Origin of the sequence: Amycolatopsis sp. FU40 (assembly GCF_021903635.1) — a bacterium.
Taxonomy (GTDB): Bacteria; Actinomycetota; Actinomycetes; order Mycobacteriales; family Pseudonocardiaceae; genus Amycolatopsis; species Amycolatopsis dendrobii.
Genome location: NZ_CP091381.1, coordinates 2,786,867 through 2,801,539 on the forward strand (window position 1 = coordinate 2,786,867; position 14,673 = coordinate 2,801,539).

Annotated in this window: 16 protein-coding genes and 4 tRNA genes; 9 read left to right on the top strand and 11 right to left on the bottom strand. The window is 68.1% G+C overall.

Annotated features, from left to right (window positions below):
- The first annotated feature begins 150 nt into the window (after window positions 1-150).
- Both L3Q65_RS13780 and L3Q65_RS13785 read left to right on the top strand, forming a co-directional pair.
- A complete protein-coding gene (locus L3Q65_RS13780) occupies window positions 151-1,221 on the top strand; it encodes a LuxR C-terminal-related transcriptional regulator (RefSeq protein ID WP_182889259.1) in 1,071 nt (356 codons plus the stop codon).
- Window positions 1,222-1,258: 37 nt separating this feature from the next.
- On the top strand, window positions 1,259-1,933 hold the full coding sequence (locus tag L3Q65_RS13785; RefSeq protein WP_237599886.1) for a nitroreductase: 675 nt from the start codon (window positions 1,259-1,261) through the stop codon (window positions 1,931-1,933).
- A gap of 272 nt (window positions 1,934-2,205) precedes the next feature.
- On the opposite strand, the gene L3Q65_RS13790 is transcribed toward L3Q65_RS13785, so the two are convergent.
- The 4 genes from L3Q65_RS13790 to L3Q65_RS13805 form a co-directional block, all read right to left on the bottom strand.
- Window positions 2,206-2,403 (bottom strand): alpha/beta fold hydrolase, encoded by a 198-nt coding sequence (locus L3Q65_RS13790; RefSeq protein WP_237599887.1) that lies wholly within the window; start codon window positions 2,401-2,403, stop codon window positions 2,206-2,208.
- Between the two features lie 137 nt (window positions 2,404-2,540).
- Window positions 2,541-2,870, bottom strand: coding sequence for an alpha/beta fold hydrolase (locus L3Q65_RS13795; RefSeq protein WP_237599888.1), 330 nt, complete (start codon window positions 2,868-2,870; stop codon window positions 2,541-2,543).
- 575 nt (window positions 2,871-3,445) lie between these two features.
- Entirely contained in the window at window positions 3,446-4,051 is a 606-nt protein-coding gene (locus L3Q65_RS13800; protein ID WP_182889257.1) for a response regulator transcription factor, read from the bottom strand.
- A complete protein-coding gene (locus tag L3Q65_RS13805; RefSeq protein ID WP_237599889.1) occupies window positions 4,048-5,220 on the bottom strand; it encodes a sensor histidine kinase in 1,173 nt (390 codons plus the stop codon). The genes L3Q65_RS13800 and L3Q65_RS13805 overlap by 4 nt, the downstream gene beginning before the upstream one ends.
- A gap of 86 nt (window positions 5,221-5,306) precedes the next feature.
- Here L3Q65_RS13805 and L3Q65_RS13810 point away from each other — a divergent pair, with 86 nt between their 5' ends.
- Window positions 5,307-5,723, top strand: a complete 417-nt coding sequence (locus L3Q65_RS13810) for a hypothetical protein (RefSeq protein ID WP_182889255.1) — start codon at window positions 5,307-5,309, stop codon at window positions 5,721-5,723.
- 46 nt (window positions 5,724-5,769) lie between these two features.
- Window positions 5,770-6,588 (top strand): pentapeptide repeat-containing protein, encoded by an 819-nt coding sequence (locus tag L3Q65_RS13815; RefSeq protein ID WP_237599890.1) that lies wholly within the window; start codon window positions 5,770-5,772, stop codon window positions 6,586-6,588.
- Here L3Q65_RS13815 and L3Q65_RS13820 read toward each other — a convergent pair.
- Both L3Q65_RS13820 and L3Q65_RS13825 read right to left on the bottom strand, forming a co-directional pair.
- Window positions 6,572-6,739: a hypothetical protein gene (locus tag L3Q65_RS13820; RefSeq protein ID WP_237599891.1), complete on the bottom strand. Its 168-nt coding sequence runs from the start codon at window positions 6,737-6,739 to the stop codon at window positions 6,572-6,574. The genes L3Q65_RS13815 and L3Q65_RS13820 overlap by 17 nt on opposite strands.
- A 67-nt stretch (window positions 6,740-6,806) precedes the next feature.
- Window positions 6,807-6,881, bottom strand: a tRNA-Cys gene (locus L3Q65_RS13825).
- 480 nt (window positions 6,882-7,361) lie between these two features.
- Between L3Q65_RS13825 and L3Q65_RS13830 the strand changes: the two genes are divergently transcribed.
- The 3 genes from L3Q65_RS13830 to L3Q65_RS13840 all read left to right on the top strand — a co-directional run bounded on the left by L3Q65_RS13830 (window position 7,362) and on the right by L3Q65_RS13840 (window position 10,442).
- On the top strand, window positions 7,362-7,832 hold the full coding sequence (locus L3Q65_RS13830; RefSeq protein ID WP_237599892.1) for a hypothetical protein: 471 nt from the start codon (window positions 7,362-7,364) through the stop codon (window positions 7,830-7,832).
- A gap of 529 nt (window positions 7,833-8,361) precedes the next feature.
- Window positions 8,362-9,159, top strand: a complete 798-nt coding sequence (locus L3Q65_RS13835) for an NYN domain-containing protein (RefSeq protein WP_237599893.1) — start codon at window positions 8,362-8,364, stop codon at window positions 9,157-9,159.
- Between the two features lie 395 nt (window positions 9,160-9,554).
- Complete coding sequence (locus L3Q65_RS13840) at window positions 9,555-10,442, top strand: hypothetical protein (protein WP_237599894.1); 888 nt, start codon at window positions 9,555-9,557, stop codon at window positions 10,440-10,442.
- A 245-nt stretch (window positions 10,443-10,687) separates the two neighbouring features.
- Here L3Q65_RS13840 and L3Q65_RS13845 read toward each other — a convergent pair whose 3' ends face one another.
- Complete coding sequence (locus L3Q65_RS13845; RefSeq protein WP_237599895.1) at window positions 10,688-11,263, bottom strand: DUF6461 domain-containing protein; 576 nt, start codon at window positions 11,261-11,263, stop codon at window positions 10,688-10,690.
- A gap of 308 nt (window positions 11,264-11,571) precedes the next feature.
- The gene (locus L3Q65_RS13850; RefSeq protein ID WP_237599896.1) at window positions 11,572-12,090 is read right to left on the bottom strand and encodes a hypothetical protein; all 519 of its coding nucleotides are present in this window, start codon (window positions 12,088-12,090) and stop codon (window positions 11,572-11,574) included.
- Window positions 12,091-12,874: 784 nt separating this feature from the next.
- On the opposite strand from L3Q65_RS13850, the gene L3Q65_RS13855 reads away from it, so the two are divergent.
- Both L3Q65_RS13855 and L3Q65_RS13860 read left to right on the top strand, forming a co-directional pair.
- Window positions 12,875-13,072 (top strand): hypothetical protein, encoded by a 198-nt coding sequence (locus L3Q65_RS13855; protein ID WP_237599897.1) that lies wholly within the window; start codon window positions 12,875-12,877, stop codon window positions 13,070-13,072.
- 17 nt (window positions 13,073-13,089) lie between these two features.
- The gene (locus tag L3Q65_RS13860) at window positions 13,090-13,731 is read left to right on the top strand and encodes a hypothetical protein (protein WP_237599898.1); all 642 of its coding nucleotides are present in this window, start codon (window positions 13,090-13,092) and stop codon (window positions 13,729-13,731) included.
- 685 nt (window positions 13,732-14,416) lie between these two features.
- Here the strand turns inward: L3Q65_RS13860 and L3Q65_RS13865 are convergent.
- The 3 genes from L3Q65_RS13865 to L3Q65_RS13875 all read right to left on the bottom strand — a co-directional run bounded on the left by L3Q65_RS13865 (window position 14,417) and on the right by L3Q65_RS13875 (window position 14,657).
- A tRNA-Lys gene (locus tag L3Q65_RS13865) sits at window positions 14,417-14,490 on the bottom strand.
- A 19-nt stretch (window positions 14,491-14,509) separates the two neighbouring features.
- A tRNA-Gln gene (locus L3Q65_RS13870) sits at window positions 14,510-14,581 on the bottom strand.
- Between the two features lie 4 nt (window positions 14,582-14,585).
- Window positions 14,586-14,657 (bottom strand) — tRNA-Gln (locus tag L3Q65_RS13875).
- Between the last annotated feature and the right edge of the window lie 16 nt (window positions 14,658-14,673).

Genomic DNA, 14,673 nt, shown 5'->3' on the forward strand with positions numbered 1-14,673 from the left:
CGGCCAGTGTGTCGGCCGTCACCCGGGCGCCACATCTGCCGCCGGTCGTATTCCGCTACCCCGTACGGCCGATGCGAGGAGTGGCCCGGCAGGCACCGCCGGTATATAATGTGCAAAATTTCCCTTGCGAACGTTCCCGAGGGGCTGCCCATGAGCACGACCGGTTTCCCGCGGCTCGACAGTGTCCGGCTGAGCGCGGAGCTGGCCGATCAGGTCCGCGAGCTGGGGCTCGACGCCTGCGCCGTGCTCGACCGGCTGCTGCCGGTCGGCCGCTGCGCCGAGGTGCTGCCCGCGAAACGCCTGCTCGGGCAGGTCTGGGACGCCACGATGGCGCAGCTCGGCGCGACCCCGGGGCCGGATCGCCTTCCCCGGCTGACCGCGCTCCTGACCAGGGTCCGCGAACTGGAGTCCCGGGTGGACGATGCCAGGGTCGCCGACGGGGTCTCGACGATGCGCCGGGTCCGCCGTGCGCTGACCCGCCTGCACGACTCCTCGACCGCCGAAGAACTCCTCACCCGCGCCGCCGAGGAGGCCTGCACGATCGGGTTCGACCGGGTGCTTGTCTCCACTGTGGACGATGCGACCTGGGTACTGCGGAAGATGGTGATCGAGCAGGATCCCCGGCTGGCCGAGGAAATGCTCGCCGCCGGCCGCGAAGCCCCGCCGCGGCTGGACGGCTCGCTGGTCGAATCCGACGTCGTGCGGCAGGCGCGCGCGGGCCTGGTGTACGACGTGCAGGAGAACCCGCGCGTGAACCGCCAGCTCGTCTCGCTGTCGGGCTGCACGTCCTACGCCATCGCGCCGTTGCAGGCGTACGGGAAAGTCGTCGGGCTGCTGCACGCGGACAGCTATTACTCGCCCCGCCGCGAGGTCGACGCCAGCGACCGGGCTGTGCTGAACCTCTACGCGGAGGGAGTGAGCGAGACGCTGGCCCGGGTATCCGTCCTCGAAGGACTGGCCTCGCTCCAGGAAGGGATGACCCGCCTCGCCGCCGACGTGCGCATCGCTCCCCCGCGCGAGCCGGCCCTGACGCGGCATCCGCTGCTGTCGGTCCGCGAGGTCGAGGTGATCGAGCTGATGGCGCGCGGAGACGCGAACCGGGCGATCGCCCGCAAGCTTTCGATCTCCGAGGGCACGGTGAAGACCCACATCACGCACATCCTGCGCAAGCTCGACGCGGCGAACCGCGCGGAGGCGGTGGCGTACTGGCTGCGGAACTGAGCCACGGCGACTCGCTAATATATTTTATACTAAAGGCATGACCTCCGACGAAGCCCTCGAAGACCTCCTTGCCACCCGGTGGAGCTGTCGCGCCTACCACGACCGGCAGGTGCCGAAGCCGGTCATCGAACGGCTGCTGAAGCTCGCGCAGCGGACCCCGTCCTGGTGCAACACCCAGCCCTGGGAGGTGATCGTCACCAGCGGAGCGGGCACCGAGCGTTTCCGCGAAGCGATGACCGACTGGGCGCGCGACCACCCGGCGGAGTTCGATTTCGCCCCGCCCGCCGAATACCGCGGCGTGTACCGCGACCGTCGCCGGGCGAGCGGCTGGCAGCTGTACGAGGCCGTCGGCATCGAACGCGGCGACCGGGAAGCCTCGGCGCGACAGGCCTTCGAGAACTTCCGCTTCTTCGGTGCGCCGCACGTCGCGATCGTCACGACGGACGCCGTGCACGACCTGTACGGCGCCGTCGACAGCGGACTGTACGTGGGAACTTTCCTTTTGGCGGCGCGAAGCCTGGGGCTGGGCGCGATCCCTCAGGCCGCCCTCGCCGGGCACGCGACGTTGATCCGCAAGCACTTCGACATCCCGGAAGACCGGAAAATCCTGCTGGGCATCTCGTTCGGCTACGCCGACGAGGACCATCCGACGAACAGTTACCGCACCGCCCGGGCCGGCCTGGACGAAGTGGTGACCTGGGCCGACGAATGAGTCAGCCGACCGCGCCAAAGCCAAGCGTCCCAGTGAGTTTTCTCAGGAGCGCCTTGCGGGCGCCTGGCGAGGCGCGGATGAAGCCGCACCCGGCCGATGCCCGCCGGTGAGCACCGTAGGTAAGCGGAACCCTGACGGAATCAGAGACAATGAGGGTTTCCTCACGTACGTCGGCGGAGCCGGGCGTTGCGAGTTGCCGCAGCGAGGCCGCACACCACAGCTACCCGGAAGGGCTGCGCTTTTGTCGCTTCTCACGTGAGATCGCCGGTTTCTCAACCAAGTTCGTTGCTGTCCTTGCCGTTGAAGAAGCGGGTGATGACCGGGACGACAGCCTCCGGGTCGGCGACGTGTCCCTGGTTCGGAATGACCGCCCGCTCGGCCCCTGGGATGGCGGCTGCGGCCGTGTCGAAGAATCCGTTGCCCAGCCCGGTCATCGTGTCGTCGGCAGTGCCGCCGGTGGCCATCAGCACCGGCTGCCTGATGGCGGCCAGCCGCTCGGTCGGCGGGGTGCCGTCGCCGAGACATACCGCGTCGTAGGCCCAGGGTGTGCCCGAGGGCGATCGAACCGACCCACATCGGCGAGTTGTGCGCCCGCGCGATGGCATCCTCAGGCGCGCCGGCCAACCGCATGAACAACCCGCATGGCGTCGTCCCGGCGGTCGTCGGCCAGCAGCGACTGCACCTTCTCGGTGTACTCGAGGTGCCGCTGCTTGGCACCCTCGGACACGTCGTAGGGCACCTCGTAGACGGCCTTGGCGATCGGCAGACCCGCGGCGGCGGCCTCCAGGGCAAGCGCCGCACCGGAGGAGACGCCGTAGAGGTACGCCGTGCCGCCGGCTTCGTCGATCAAGGCCGCGAGATCCTCGAATTCGCGTTGCAGCGCGTAGGGCATGGTGTCTGCGCTGCCGCCGCGGCCCCGACGGTCGTAGTTGTACACGGTGAAATGCTTGGCGGGGCGTTCTCCGACCGGTCGACGATGCCGCCGCCCACCAGGATCACCGCCGGACCTTCCCCTGACCGGTCATCCGCGATCGACGTGCCGTCTTTCGACGTTACCCGATGCATCCCATCCTCCTCAATGGCATGGCGGACCCGCAACGGGCCTGTTCGCCCTGGTCAGGACCGCCAGCGCATGGCACCGTCCGGTGCCGCGCTGACCGCTTCAGAACTTTGCGACCAGCTCCGGCGTCGTCCACGCCCGGTACAGCCGCTGCCGCCCGTCACCACGCACCTGCACCACCCCCGCCTCCCGCAGAACCCGCCACCGCGTTGAACGCGTCCGTTGTCGTTGCCGCTCGCGCCACACCGCAACCATATGCCCATATGGGAATGCGTCAAGACTGGCCGAACTCACGACCGATGGCCGGCCCGGCACACCGCATGGCCTGCCCCGCATGCGGGTGGGGCGGCATCGACGAGAGCCGGTCACGCGGCAGACGGGCATTCCGGAAGATCAACGGCTCGCGGTCGATGGTCCGCCTGGTTCTCCACGGACTCGCCACGTCCCGAGCGCTACAGCCACCCGCTCGTCTCGGCGACCCTGACCGCCTCCGCGCGCGTGCGGGCCTGCGTCTTCCCTATCGCGGACGACAGGTGGTTGCGCACCGTTCCCGCCGAGAGGCCCAGCGCCAGCGCCATGTCCGCGACCGTTCCGCCTTCGGCCGCGGCGCGCAGGACGTCCGCCTCGCGGTCGGTGAGCGGGCTCGCGCCGCTGGCCAGCGATTCGGCGGCGAGCGCCGGGTCCACGAACCGCAGTCCCGCGTGGACCCGCCGGATCGCGTTGATCAGCTGTTCCGGGCGCGAATCCTTCACCACGAACCCGGCCGCGCCCGCGGACATCGCGCGCGACAGGTAGCCAGGGCGGCTGAAGGTGGTGCAGATCAGCACGCGGCAGTCCGGCAGCGCGTGCCGCAGTTCGGCGGTCACGGCGAGGCCGTCCCGGCCGGGCATCTGGACGTCGACGAGCGCGATGTCCGGGGCGGTCCGTTGCGCGGCGGGCAGGACCTCGGGGCCGGAACCCACCTCCGCGACCACCTCGAGGTCGGACTCCATGCGCAGCAACGAAGCCAGCGCGCCGCGAACGAGCGCCTGGTCGTCGGCCAGCAGGACCCGGATCACGCGGCACCTCCTGTCGCCGGGCCGCGCGCCAGCACCCGGAAGCCGCCGTGCGGGCCGCGCCCGTGTTCGAGCGAGCCGGACACCGCTGACATCCGCTCGGCGAGGCCGGTGAGACCGTGTCCGGGCACGACCTCCGCCGGAACGGTGCCGTCGTCGGCCACCTCCAGCCAGTCGCGGCCGACGCGGACGACGCAGCGCTGCGCGTCGGAATGGCGGAGCACGTTGGTCACGGCTTCTCTTACTACGTAACCGAAAACGCCTTGCAGTTCGGGAGCCACGGCATCGGCCGCGGCGGGCAGTTCGGCGTGGACTCCGGCGGCGCGCAACGCCATCCGGGCACCGGCGACTTCGGTCGCGAACGACACCGTGCGGTAGTCGGACACGGTCGCGCGGACGTCGGAGAGGGCTTCCCGGCAGAGGTCGTCCAGGTCGCGGATCTCGGCGAGCGCCGCGTCGGTGTTGTCCGAAGTCTCGAGGATCCGCCGGGTCAGGCCGAGTTTCAGGGTCATCGTGGAGAGGCTGTGGCCGAGGACGTCGTGCAGGTCGCGGGCGACGCGCTGCCGTTCCTGGTCCACCGCCATCCGCCGGATCTGCTCGCGGGCGAGCCGGAGGTGGCCGATGGTGAACGTCAGCGCGTAGACGATGCCGAGAATCGCGGTGACGGCCACCAGGGTGAGGACCTGGCCCCAGGCGACGACGCCGTCCCTGACGATCATCCACGCGATCTGGGCGACGGCCGCGCCGGCGCCGAGGAGCAGGGAAATCCGCAGCGGCAACAGCATGAGGCCGGTCGCGATGGCGTAGGTGAGTCCGGTCAGGTAGGCCGGGGAGCCGAGGATCAGCGCGGGCGTGGCGCCGAGCGCGAACATCGCCGCGACCATCGCGATCCGCTGCCGCCGCAGTGCGAGCGGGCCGAACCACAGGACCAGCAGGTACGCGACGGCGTAGCAGCCGAGGAAGCCGAAGACGAGCCCGGTGCGCACCGGGCCGTACCGTCCGTCCGCGATGGCGATGACCCAGGTGGCCAGGAAGCCCATCATCAGGCCGTTCACGACCACCGACCGGACGCGGCCGCGGTGCACGCCGGACCCACCGCCGCGCGGGTCCGTCCAGAAGCTCCAGTCCGGCCACTGGCGGGCCGAGAACCGGTCCGGATCGGGTTCGCGCATGTCGATCATGGTACGGCCGGCTCACCGGTGATCACCCATGACAAACGGCACGGGCGGTTCGGGCGCGGCGATGCTGGAGTGGCTCCATGCTGCGCATCGAGAAATCGGGCTTGACCAGGTACGAGATCACCAGCGACGGCCGCCTGCTCACCGTGGTCGAAGGCCGCTCCGGAGGGCAGTTCCGGCTGGACGGCACCAGCTACCGGATTCGTCGCCGATTCCGCACCTACCAGCTGCTGACGGCGGACGGGTCGGTGCTCGCGAGCACTCACCGGCCGGGCACGCGCACCTGGAGCGTCGAGAGCGGCGGCTCGGAACTGCGCTTCCGGCGGACCGGCCGTCGTGACCACGCGCAGGTCGACGAGGCCGGGAACACCGTCGGCACTGTCGCCGCGGGCACCGCTGACTTGTCCGGCGTCAAACCCGCGTTGCAGGTCTTCGTGCTCACCGCGCTGGCGATGCGCTCGCGCCGCCGACGCGTCGTGGTCGTCGCGGGCAGTTGAGCGGCGACTACGCTGGACGGGTTCGCCCGCCTTCGCTGGAGAGACCTTGCCCGACCGCCGTACCCTGACCGCTGACTGCTCGAGCTGTTTCGCCCTCTGCTGCGTGGCGCTCACGTTCACCAAATCAGCTGATTTCGCCATCGACAAGCGGGCGGGCGACCCGTGCCCGAACCTGCGGTCCGACTTCCGCTGCGGCATCCACGACCGGTTGCGCCCCAAGGGTTTCGCGGGCTGCACCGGGTACGACTGCTTCGGCGCCGGACAGCAGCTGTCGCAAGTGACCTTCGGCGGCCGGAGCTGGCGCGAGGCCCCGGAGACCCGCGAGCGGATGTTCGCCGCGCTCCCGGTGATGCGGCATTTGCACGAACTGCTCTGGTACCTCACCGAGGCGCGCTCGCTGGCCGCGACCCGCGAAATCCACGCGGACCTGGACACCGAGATCGCCGAACTCGAACAGATCACCGCCGGAGACGCGGACGCAGTGCTCGCCATCGACGTCGACGCCCGTCGGGCCCAGGTGAATCCGCTGCTGGTGCGCACCAGCGAACTGGTGCGCACCGGAGCCGGGCGCAAGAAGGACCGCCGCGGCGCCGACCTGATCGGCGCGAAACTCGCCGGCGCGGACCTCCGCAGCACGAACCTGCGCGGCGCTTACCTCATCGCGGCCAGCCTCCGGGGCGCGGACCTGCGCCGCGCCGACCTGATCGGTGCGGACCTGCGCGACGCCGACATCCGCGGGGCGGACCTCACCGACAGCATTTTCCTTACCCAGTCCCAAGTGAACGCCGCCCGCGGCGACGCTTCGACCAAGCTCCCGTCGCGGCTGACTCGCCCCTCGCACTGGCTGGTCAGCGCGGCCGGGTAGACCCGACGACGACCCCGCCGAGCCGGGCGATCCAGCTGCCGCACACACAACGCACGTAGTCGGCCCGGCTGCCCGCCGACGCGGAAACGACAGCGGAGGCGGGCAGTTCGGCCAGCGGCCAGCCACAACGGGGGCAACGGTTCTCTTCCATGCCCGCCATCGTGCGGTAATGGTTCAGTGCAGTTCAACCCTTACGGATTTCCCGCACAGCGGAGCGTTGGAGACCCGCCCGGGAGTCGAACCCGGAAGCCCGCGGCTGTGCAAGCCGTGCCACGACCGTCGTGCAGCGGGCCGGAGTCGCGCGCCGTGGTGCCGATCCACGTTGGCGGGGCTTATGAGGCTCCGCTGGTTGCCGAACCGCGCGCGGGTTCCGTCCGAAGAGGACGGAGATCAGGTGGCGATGAGTGCGGCGACGTCCCCGGCGGGGACGGCCCGTCCTGTCGTGCGCTGATAGCGCCGCACAAGGTCGCGACGGCGGGCTCGTTGGCCAAGCCGTCGTTCGGCTCGGAGGACCGGATTGCGCCGCGGGATCGGGAAGGCCGCAGCGCTCGCTGATCCACGCCTGCGGCATCGAAGACACAAGATGCGCCGGGATCGAGCGCGACCAGCCCGCAACGACATGTTGCGTCCGGCGTTCCCGTTTCCGGCGGGCGAGCGCGAGCCGCAAGGAGGCTTCGCAGGCAGCCTGTGCGTCCAGCCCGAGCGGCGGTTTCTGCCGGGCACCGCGTCGCCGCGCTTCCGAGCAGCAGCAACCAGTCAGGGAGAATTGCGCCATGGCTGATGACGTCACGTTCGAGTTCCGCTCGGCCTGGTGCAGTCTGACGCTGGGCTCCGGTCCTCAACGGCAAACCTTGCACGCAACGGGACTCAACGACGCCTTCGGAGACCTCGCGCAGGCCGTCGCGAACCTCGCCCGCCCGAGACCGGTGGTGAAGTTGCAGTCCGTGCTGTGGGGCGATGAACCAGGCGGAGCCTTCCTGGACTTCGCCTCACCAGTAGCGGACCACCTCGCACTGGTGGCGCACGCGGTGGCGATCCGCACCTGGATCACCGCGCCGGAGTGGACACCCGAACGAGGCGAAGTGCTGCTGCGACAGGTCGCACCGCGCCACGAACTCGCCAGCGCCTTCCTGCGCGGCTTCAACGCCGTCAGCGCGGCAACGAAACCGGGAGGCATCATCCCGGGCTGGCCACACCCATTCCCAGACACAGCTGTCACCGAACTCCGCCGCGCACTCAGCTGACCTGCTCCAGAAACCGCACTCTCGATGCGAGCGAAAGCCTTCCGCCTTCGGATGTTCCGTCTGGGCTTCTGCACCTGCAGCACACCGGCCGCGTTGGAGCACCGCTTCGTCGTGGTCGCCGGTGCCTCGCGAGCGAGTGCAACCCGTCGAAGCTGGACGCGTTCACACCGGTGATCGCCGTATTCCTGCGCACAGACTTCGCTGCGCCGCGAAAACAGGTGCGCACGACGTGACGTCCACTGACCGTGCCGGCACCCCGCAGCCGCCATGATCTTTACCCCCCGGCAGGAGCGCTTGGTCACTACCGGCGCGATGGCCGTACTTCTCACCAGCGAGCTGGAGCGAGAAAGCGGGTGCCCAGGAATTCCCCGACAATACTTGATCTCGCTACCGCGGCTCACGCCGCGGAGGCTGAAGCCAGGGCCCGACTGGCTGGGATCCCGCGAGCCCTGCCAGCGGTGCCGGGACCAGCTATCCCAGCTCCGTTCTGGCAGCTAGCCTCGTGCTGACCTCAGGAGGTGGGCCGTCCATGACCGGCGAGAACGCAGTCAAGCTCGCGGTGCTGATCGACGCGGACAACGCACGCCCCTCGATCACCGAGGGACTGCTGGCCGAAGTCGCCAAATACGGCACCGCACACGTCAAACGCGCCTACGGAGATTGGACCGGTCCCAATCTCAAAGGCTGGAAAGACCACCTGCTCGCCCAGTCGATTCAACCCGTCCAGCAATTCGCCTACACCACCGGCAAAAACGCCACCGACGCCGCCATGGTCATCGATGCCATGGACCTGCTCTATTCCGAGCGCTTCGACGGCTTCTGCCTCGTCTCCAGCGACAGCGACTTCACCCGCCTCGCCGCGCGCCTGCGCGAATCAGGCCTCACCGTCTACGGATTCGGCGAGCGCAAAACACCCCAGCCCTTCGTCGCCGCGTGCGACAAGTTCGTCTACACCGAAAACCTCGCCGATGCCCACGGCCCCACCCCGCCGGCGGAAGCCGTAGCCACGACGACAACGGCTGTTCCCGCCGCGCAACTGAAAGCAGACACCGCGCTGGTCCGCCAGTTGCGCAACGCCGTTGAAGCGGCCTCCGACGACGACGGCTGGGCAGCGCTGAGCGCCGTGGGCAACATCATCACCAAACAACGGCCCGACTTCGACTCCCGTAACTACGGCTACGCCAAACTCAGCCACCTCATCACCGCGACCACGTTGTTCAACCTGGAGCGACGCAGCCCCGGCGACGGCAAACCGGCAGTCGTCTACGCCCGCGACAAGCGATACCGGCCGGACAAGCACGCGACATCCTCCTCCGACAAAGCCTGACATCAGCGCCGGCGGTGAACACCAGAGCGCATTTCGCGGGCAGAGACGACCTCGAAGTCGGCGAGTCCGGCAGCGGCGAGCCCGTCGAGCGACAGTGCGCTGGCGATGCATCCGACATAGGATTCGCGTTTCGGTGCGACATTCGGCCGAAAAGGTCGTGGTCAAGTCGCCGGCTCAGCGCGTTCGGGCGAGTTGGATGCGATCGGCGAAGATTCGGGCGTTCTTCTGGACCGCCAGTCACGTGCCCGGCTTGTGCCATGCGACGGACCTCGATTGGTTAGCCCACACGAGTGGCCCTTGCCTCGCCCGGTTCCGGCTGGTGTAGCAGAACGGGACCCTCGCGCGACTTCGCGATGGAGAGGGCGGGGATTCGCGACCGAGCTACCACCGTGGATATGGAGCGCGACATGGGCTGGTCTGGCTGGCATCCGATAGCGGAGAACAAGATCATTTATGTCTCCGTGCATGAGCTTCCGAACAAACAGCATCTTTTCGCACGCGACGTCGGTGGTGCGTATTACCACTGGGGTGACTGGAATTCGCCAGCCATGGACCCTTCCAGCTGGACACCGTTCGGCATTTCCTTTGTCGCGGCAGACTGGGCGGCGCCGGCGATTGCCGCGGCTTCCTGGGACCAGGGGCGGCTGGACGTTATCTCGATCGAGGACCATGGCCACGGCCAATTCCCGACCCATCGGTTCCGGTTCAATTTCCCGTTCGGCGAGTGGACTGAATGGCAGAACATCGGCGGGCAGCCGACGACGATCGCGATGCCGGCCGTTACTGCGGAGCGTCCTGGCCAGCTAAACCTTTTCACCGTCCAGTATGGCCCGGTGCCGAAGAAGGTCATTCATCGTTGGTATGTGAACGACCGGTGGAGCGGCGGTGACGTGCTGGACAGTTCCAATGTCGACAGCATCAGCGCCTGCAGCTGGGGGCCGGGCAGGCAAGACGTGTTCGCTATCGGGCCGGTGCAGAACAACGTCGTGCACATGAGGTACGAAAACGGCTGGTCAGGCTGGGAAAGCCTCGGCGGATGGTCAGATTTGCCGCCTGCGGTCGCAACGTGGCCAGGTCGCATCGACGTTTTCATCACGGGCGGCGATCGGCACATTTACCACAAGGTGTTCGCCGACGGCAGGTGGTCCCCGGATTGGGAACCGCTTGGCGGCGTGGTCCATGAGCGGTATCAGCACCTGGCCGCTTCCGCGGGCAATGGCGGACCGCTTCGCGTTTACCATACCGGCACAGATCTCAAGATTTACGAGAACTGGCTGATGTGATCACTGTCGGCTTGCCGTGAACCAGGCAGGTGTTTGCCGCTCGATCGAGCCCGGCCCCGGGGAGCTTCGTGCTCGGCGGGACGAAACACCAGGCTCAGGTACTGAGCGGGGCGGCTCGCGCGCCGCGATGGAGCTTTCGTCCATTCGTCCGCCGGCTATGCCATTCTGCGTGCGAGCGGTCCGCGCTGGCCGAAGGAAATTCGGCTGAACGCGGGTGTCTGGGCTCCGTCGAACGGCAGGGCGTGTCAGTGCGAGGGGAAACGGATCTGCGCTCCACGTTCGTCGAAGCGCATCATGCCGCCGAGCCACGGCCCCTCAAGTGCCGAGGCGTCGAGCGTGACGCCGGTCATGACTTCCAGCAGCAGCGTGGTCAACGCCCCGGGCGGCAAGTCCCGCGCGACACCGGTGCGGTCGTCCTCGTCCCCGACGCCGAACCCGAGTTCGCGCATCCGGACAGCGAACCGGTCCGGATGCGTGCCCGAGCGACGGTAGGCGCGCAGCGGCTCAACCACGGAGACCACCTGCCCGTCCTCGGCGGCACAGACTTCCTGCACATTCGGCAGGTACAGGGCCGTTCCGGCGAAACCGCCTCGTGCCGACAAGCCGGCCAGCAGGTCGCGCCGCCAGCCCAGGAAACCGCTCGGCCCATCGCACTCGACCGCGAACGTCCAGCCCCGCTCCGGCCACTCCCGCGCGAGCACCAACTCCCGGTCCGTCACCCCGAACGGAACATCCTCGAACGCAGCCGGCCCGATGCTGCCCGGCGCCGCTCCCAAGATGGTCAGGGCCTCGTCGGGCTCCCGGCCGCGGATCAGGGTCACGCACCATCCTTCGCCTAGCACGGCAACCAGGTCCATCGGCACCGCCACTCCCCTTCCCCTGCCGATCTCCCGGGACCGCTGTCTCAGCCGGATTGCGCGATCAAGGCGACGATCATTCTCTCCGGTGTATGCGCCGTGGGTGTCCGCTCCCGACGGCATGTGCGGACTCGGGTCGAAAGTTGCGGCTGCTCCGCGCCTGATCAGCGTTCCGGGACAGTCCTGTCAGCGAGCATTCGCCAGCACTTCGTCGCTCGACCGGTTCGCGCTCGCATGGCATGTGTCGCTGGTTCGACGTGCACGAGGAGAGGTCATAACTCCGTCTCCCGGGCGCGGACTTCGTGCCCGTACCTGTCGGTCTGTTTGTGGACGGTCGGCGGTGTTTCCGGTGCCGGCCATGCGGAGATCTGGTAGTGCTCGCGGGGAGTGTCGGCGTGGGAGTGAGGGGCGATGTCGCGGCCGCGGGCGTGCACGCGCAGCCGGTACGTGCCGGGGCCTACATAGGCGAGTTCGCCGAGCTCCCGCGGCGGACCGTCCATCATGTTGTGGACGAGCAGGAATCCCTCTGCGCTGTCCAGCGACACCTCGGATACTTCGTCCCAGCTGTCGAGTTCGATCGAGCCAGGTTCGGCGTCGAGCAACTGCACGGTCACGGTGACCTCGCCCGTCGCGGTGCCGGTGAGGACGGAAGCTCCGCTGGAATCCGCCCCGACGAGACCGTTGGCGTACGCAGGGCGCAGTTCGGGGACGTCCGCACCGTAGTCCGTTACTGAGAAGTGTCCGTAATCCACGTACAGGTCAGCGGTCGCTGTCCGCGCCGGTTTGGTCACGCGTTCCTCCGAGTCTCGGTTGGCGGATCGTCATCCGGAACGGGGTTCCTCGATCACCCGGTTCCGGTCGCAGGACGGATGCGGGGCATCGCCGCCCCGCCAATTCTGCGTCCGGTCAATCATTTTGACATCGTTGGGGCGGTGCGCCGCGCCCTGACGTGTCGATGACTCGACTCGCCTTCAGTCCGACGTCGGAGGGGCGAGGCAAGCCAGGCAACGGCCTGAAAGCCTTCTACCACTCAGGCAGGATCCTTCACAAGCTGCGGAACCCGTTCCACGTCAACATCGTCGGCTGGGTAAAGGATCGGACGGCAACGCTGTTGCGCCGCTTCGCCGGCGAGTTCGAAATGGACCAGGCTTCGCTGCCATCGAAGCCGGCCCGGCGGACCGCGACATCAGGCCGCTTATCGAGGGCGGATGGCTGCGCGCCACCGAGCAGGGCTGACCACGGCGGATATCACGGACCGCGGCCGGTCGGACGTCCTGGCTGGCACCGCCGTCAGACCGCGCAACGACTGTCACAAGGCATGCGAAATCTTCACGGCTCCCCCGCAACCGGCTTCCCCGGCAATTCCTCCTACGGTTTCATGCAACCGGAACGCGCACGACGAACGGATTCGAAGCACGCGCAGCCAGCCGTGAATCCCATCCGCCGACCGTGCACCGACCATGGTTGCGTCGGTCGCAGCCGCTGTGGGAATGTCGGCACCGGCAGGCTTGACCGGAAGAAGCAAGCGCATGCAGGGGGTTTCGTTCGCCTCACCGCAGCGAATACGCGGTGCCGGTGCTGCTCTCGGAACGCGGATCGGCTCGCGCCGGGCGGCGCTTCACGTCGGCGCTCGTGCGCTCGAATTCTTCGAGCAGCGGGGAGAAGGCACGTGACCAGAAGGACCTTCCGGCGAAGCGCCAGCTTGACGGTCGCTCCCCCGCCGCATTGGCGACGTCGATGGTGCACGGCACCGCGCTCGCGCAGCCGACCTAGTTTATAAACGAGGAAAGATGCCTCAGCCATTGCGTCATCTGGAATACGAAGTCACGATGTGGGAGGGCCACTTCATTATCGAGGACCGGTCTGCTTGGGCCGACTACATCATGCCGCCATTCGATTCTGGCGGATGGCTGCTGACCACCGAGAACCAAGTGACGATTACGGGTACGTCTCAGGGGCTTGTCCCCTGCGACGTACGCCTGGAGTCCTGGGGCAGCGAACCACCTGCCGGCGCAGGACTCTGGAACACGACGAGCGAGTCCCTCGCCTACTTCGCATCCGGAAACCTTGTTGCGTGGACAGCCTGCGGCGAAAGCGCTGCCGGAGAATTCAGCCTCTCCGGCGAGGGTGTCTATCGGGTCCGCGCGTCGGCTGGCGACCAGCGGTTTCTCATCCAGTTCTGGCCAGGCACCGGCACTGACACCCGGGACGATGTGCCTGCTCCCGGCAGGAGGATCGACCCCGTGCTGCTGAGCCTCAACATCCCCGACGAGGTCAAGACTGTCCTGATCGAGCGATCCACGGACGCCGAAGGCAACCCTCGTGAACTCACCGAGCAGGACATCCGCGAGGCGTACGCCGCCAAGTACAGCCCCCGCCGAGAGAACGGGGACGCGACACGGCCGCCCGGTGGCACTCGCGACGACCAGTAGACGACCGGATGTCCCAGCCCGCACGTCGCTCCGGCCCGCAGGACGCGCCTTCGAGCAGCCGCCAGCCGCAGGGGAGCAGTCCTGTCGGGAACGATTCGAATGTGCTGCTCGGCAATAACTTCTCGTCGAACTCGGGCCGGATCCGGCGGCGGTCGCCGAGGACGCTGCCATCGGGCTGCACGCAGGGGACGAGGTCGGTCGCGAGCAACGGACCTGGGGCGAGATCGATGCGTATCCCCACGGCGATTTCGCGGACCACAGCGTCTTCGAGGTACTCGCCAGGCCGAGGCCGCCGCTGGGGTTTCCCAGCGTCGTTCGCCACAGGTGGTGTGCACTGGCCACACGGTCCTGGTCATCACGGATGATCACCCCGGCTCTGGCGATCGTGTGTGTGGTGCTCCTGCGCCGACAGTTGTCGTGTCCGGGGCGTCCGGTGACGCTATTCACGGGTTCGCCGCGAAAGCGATCAGCCCGTCCTCCGCCATTCGTCGATCAAGGTCACACGGACCTCTGCACGAACACCGTCCGGAAATTCCTATCGGCGGTCTCCTGGCAGGCCGCTACGCGCCAGGCCCGCGCTCCCGGGCTCGCCGAAAGGCCGCAATGGACAACGCAGTGTCCGGAGGAACCTGCCCGAACAGCTTGAAACCGCGAGTCACCAGCACTGGCGACCTGCGGGCGGAAGTGGGCCGCCAGGGATTCGAACCCTGAACCCGCCGGGTAAAAGCCGGCTGCTCTGCGCGATTGAGCTAACGGCCCGCGGGGAAGCGGGGGGGTGCTGCCCGTCGAGGGTTCGAACCTCGGTTTCCGCGTCCAGAGCGCGGCGTCCTGCCAGTTGGACGAACGGGCATCGGCTCCCGGTCCAGGATTCGAACCTGGGCCCGCGGATCCAAAGTCCGCGATGCTGCCGGCTACACCAACCGGGAACGAGGGCTGACGAGG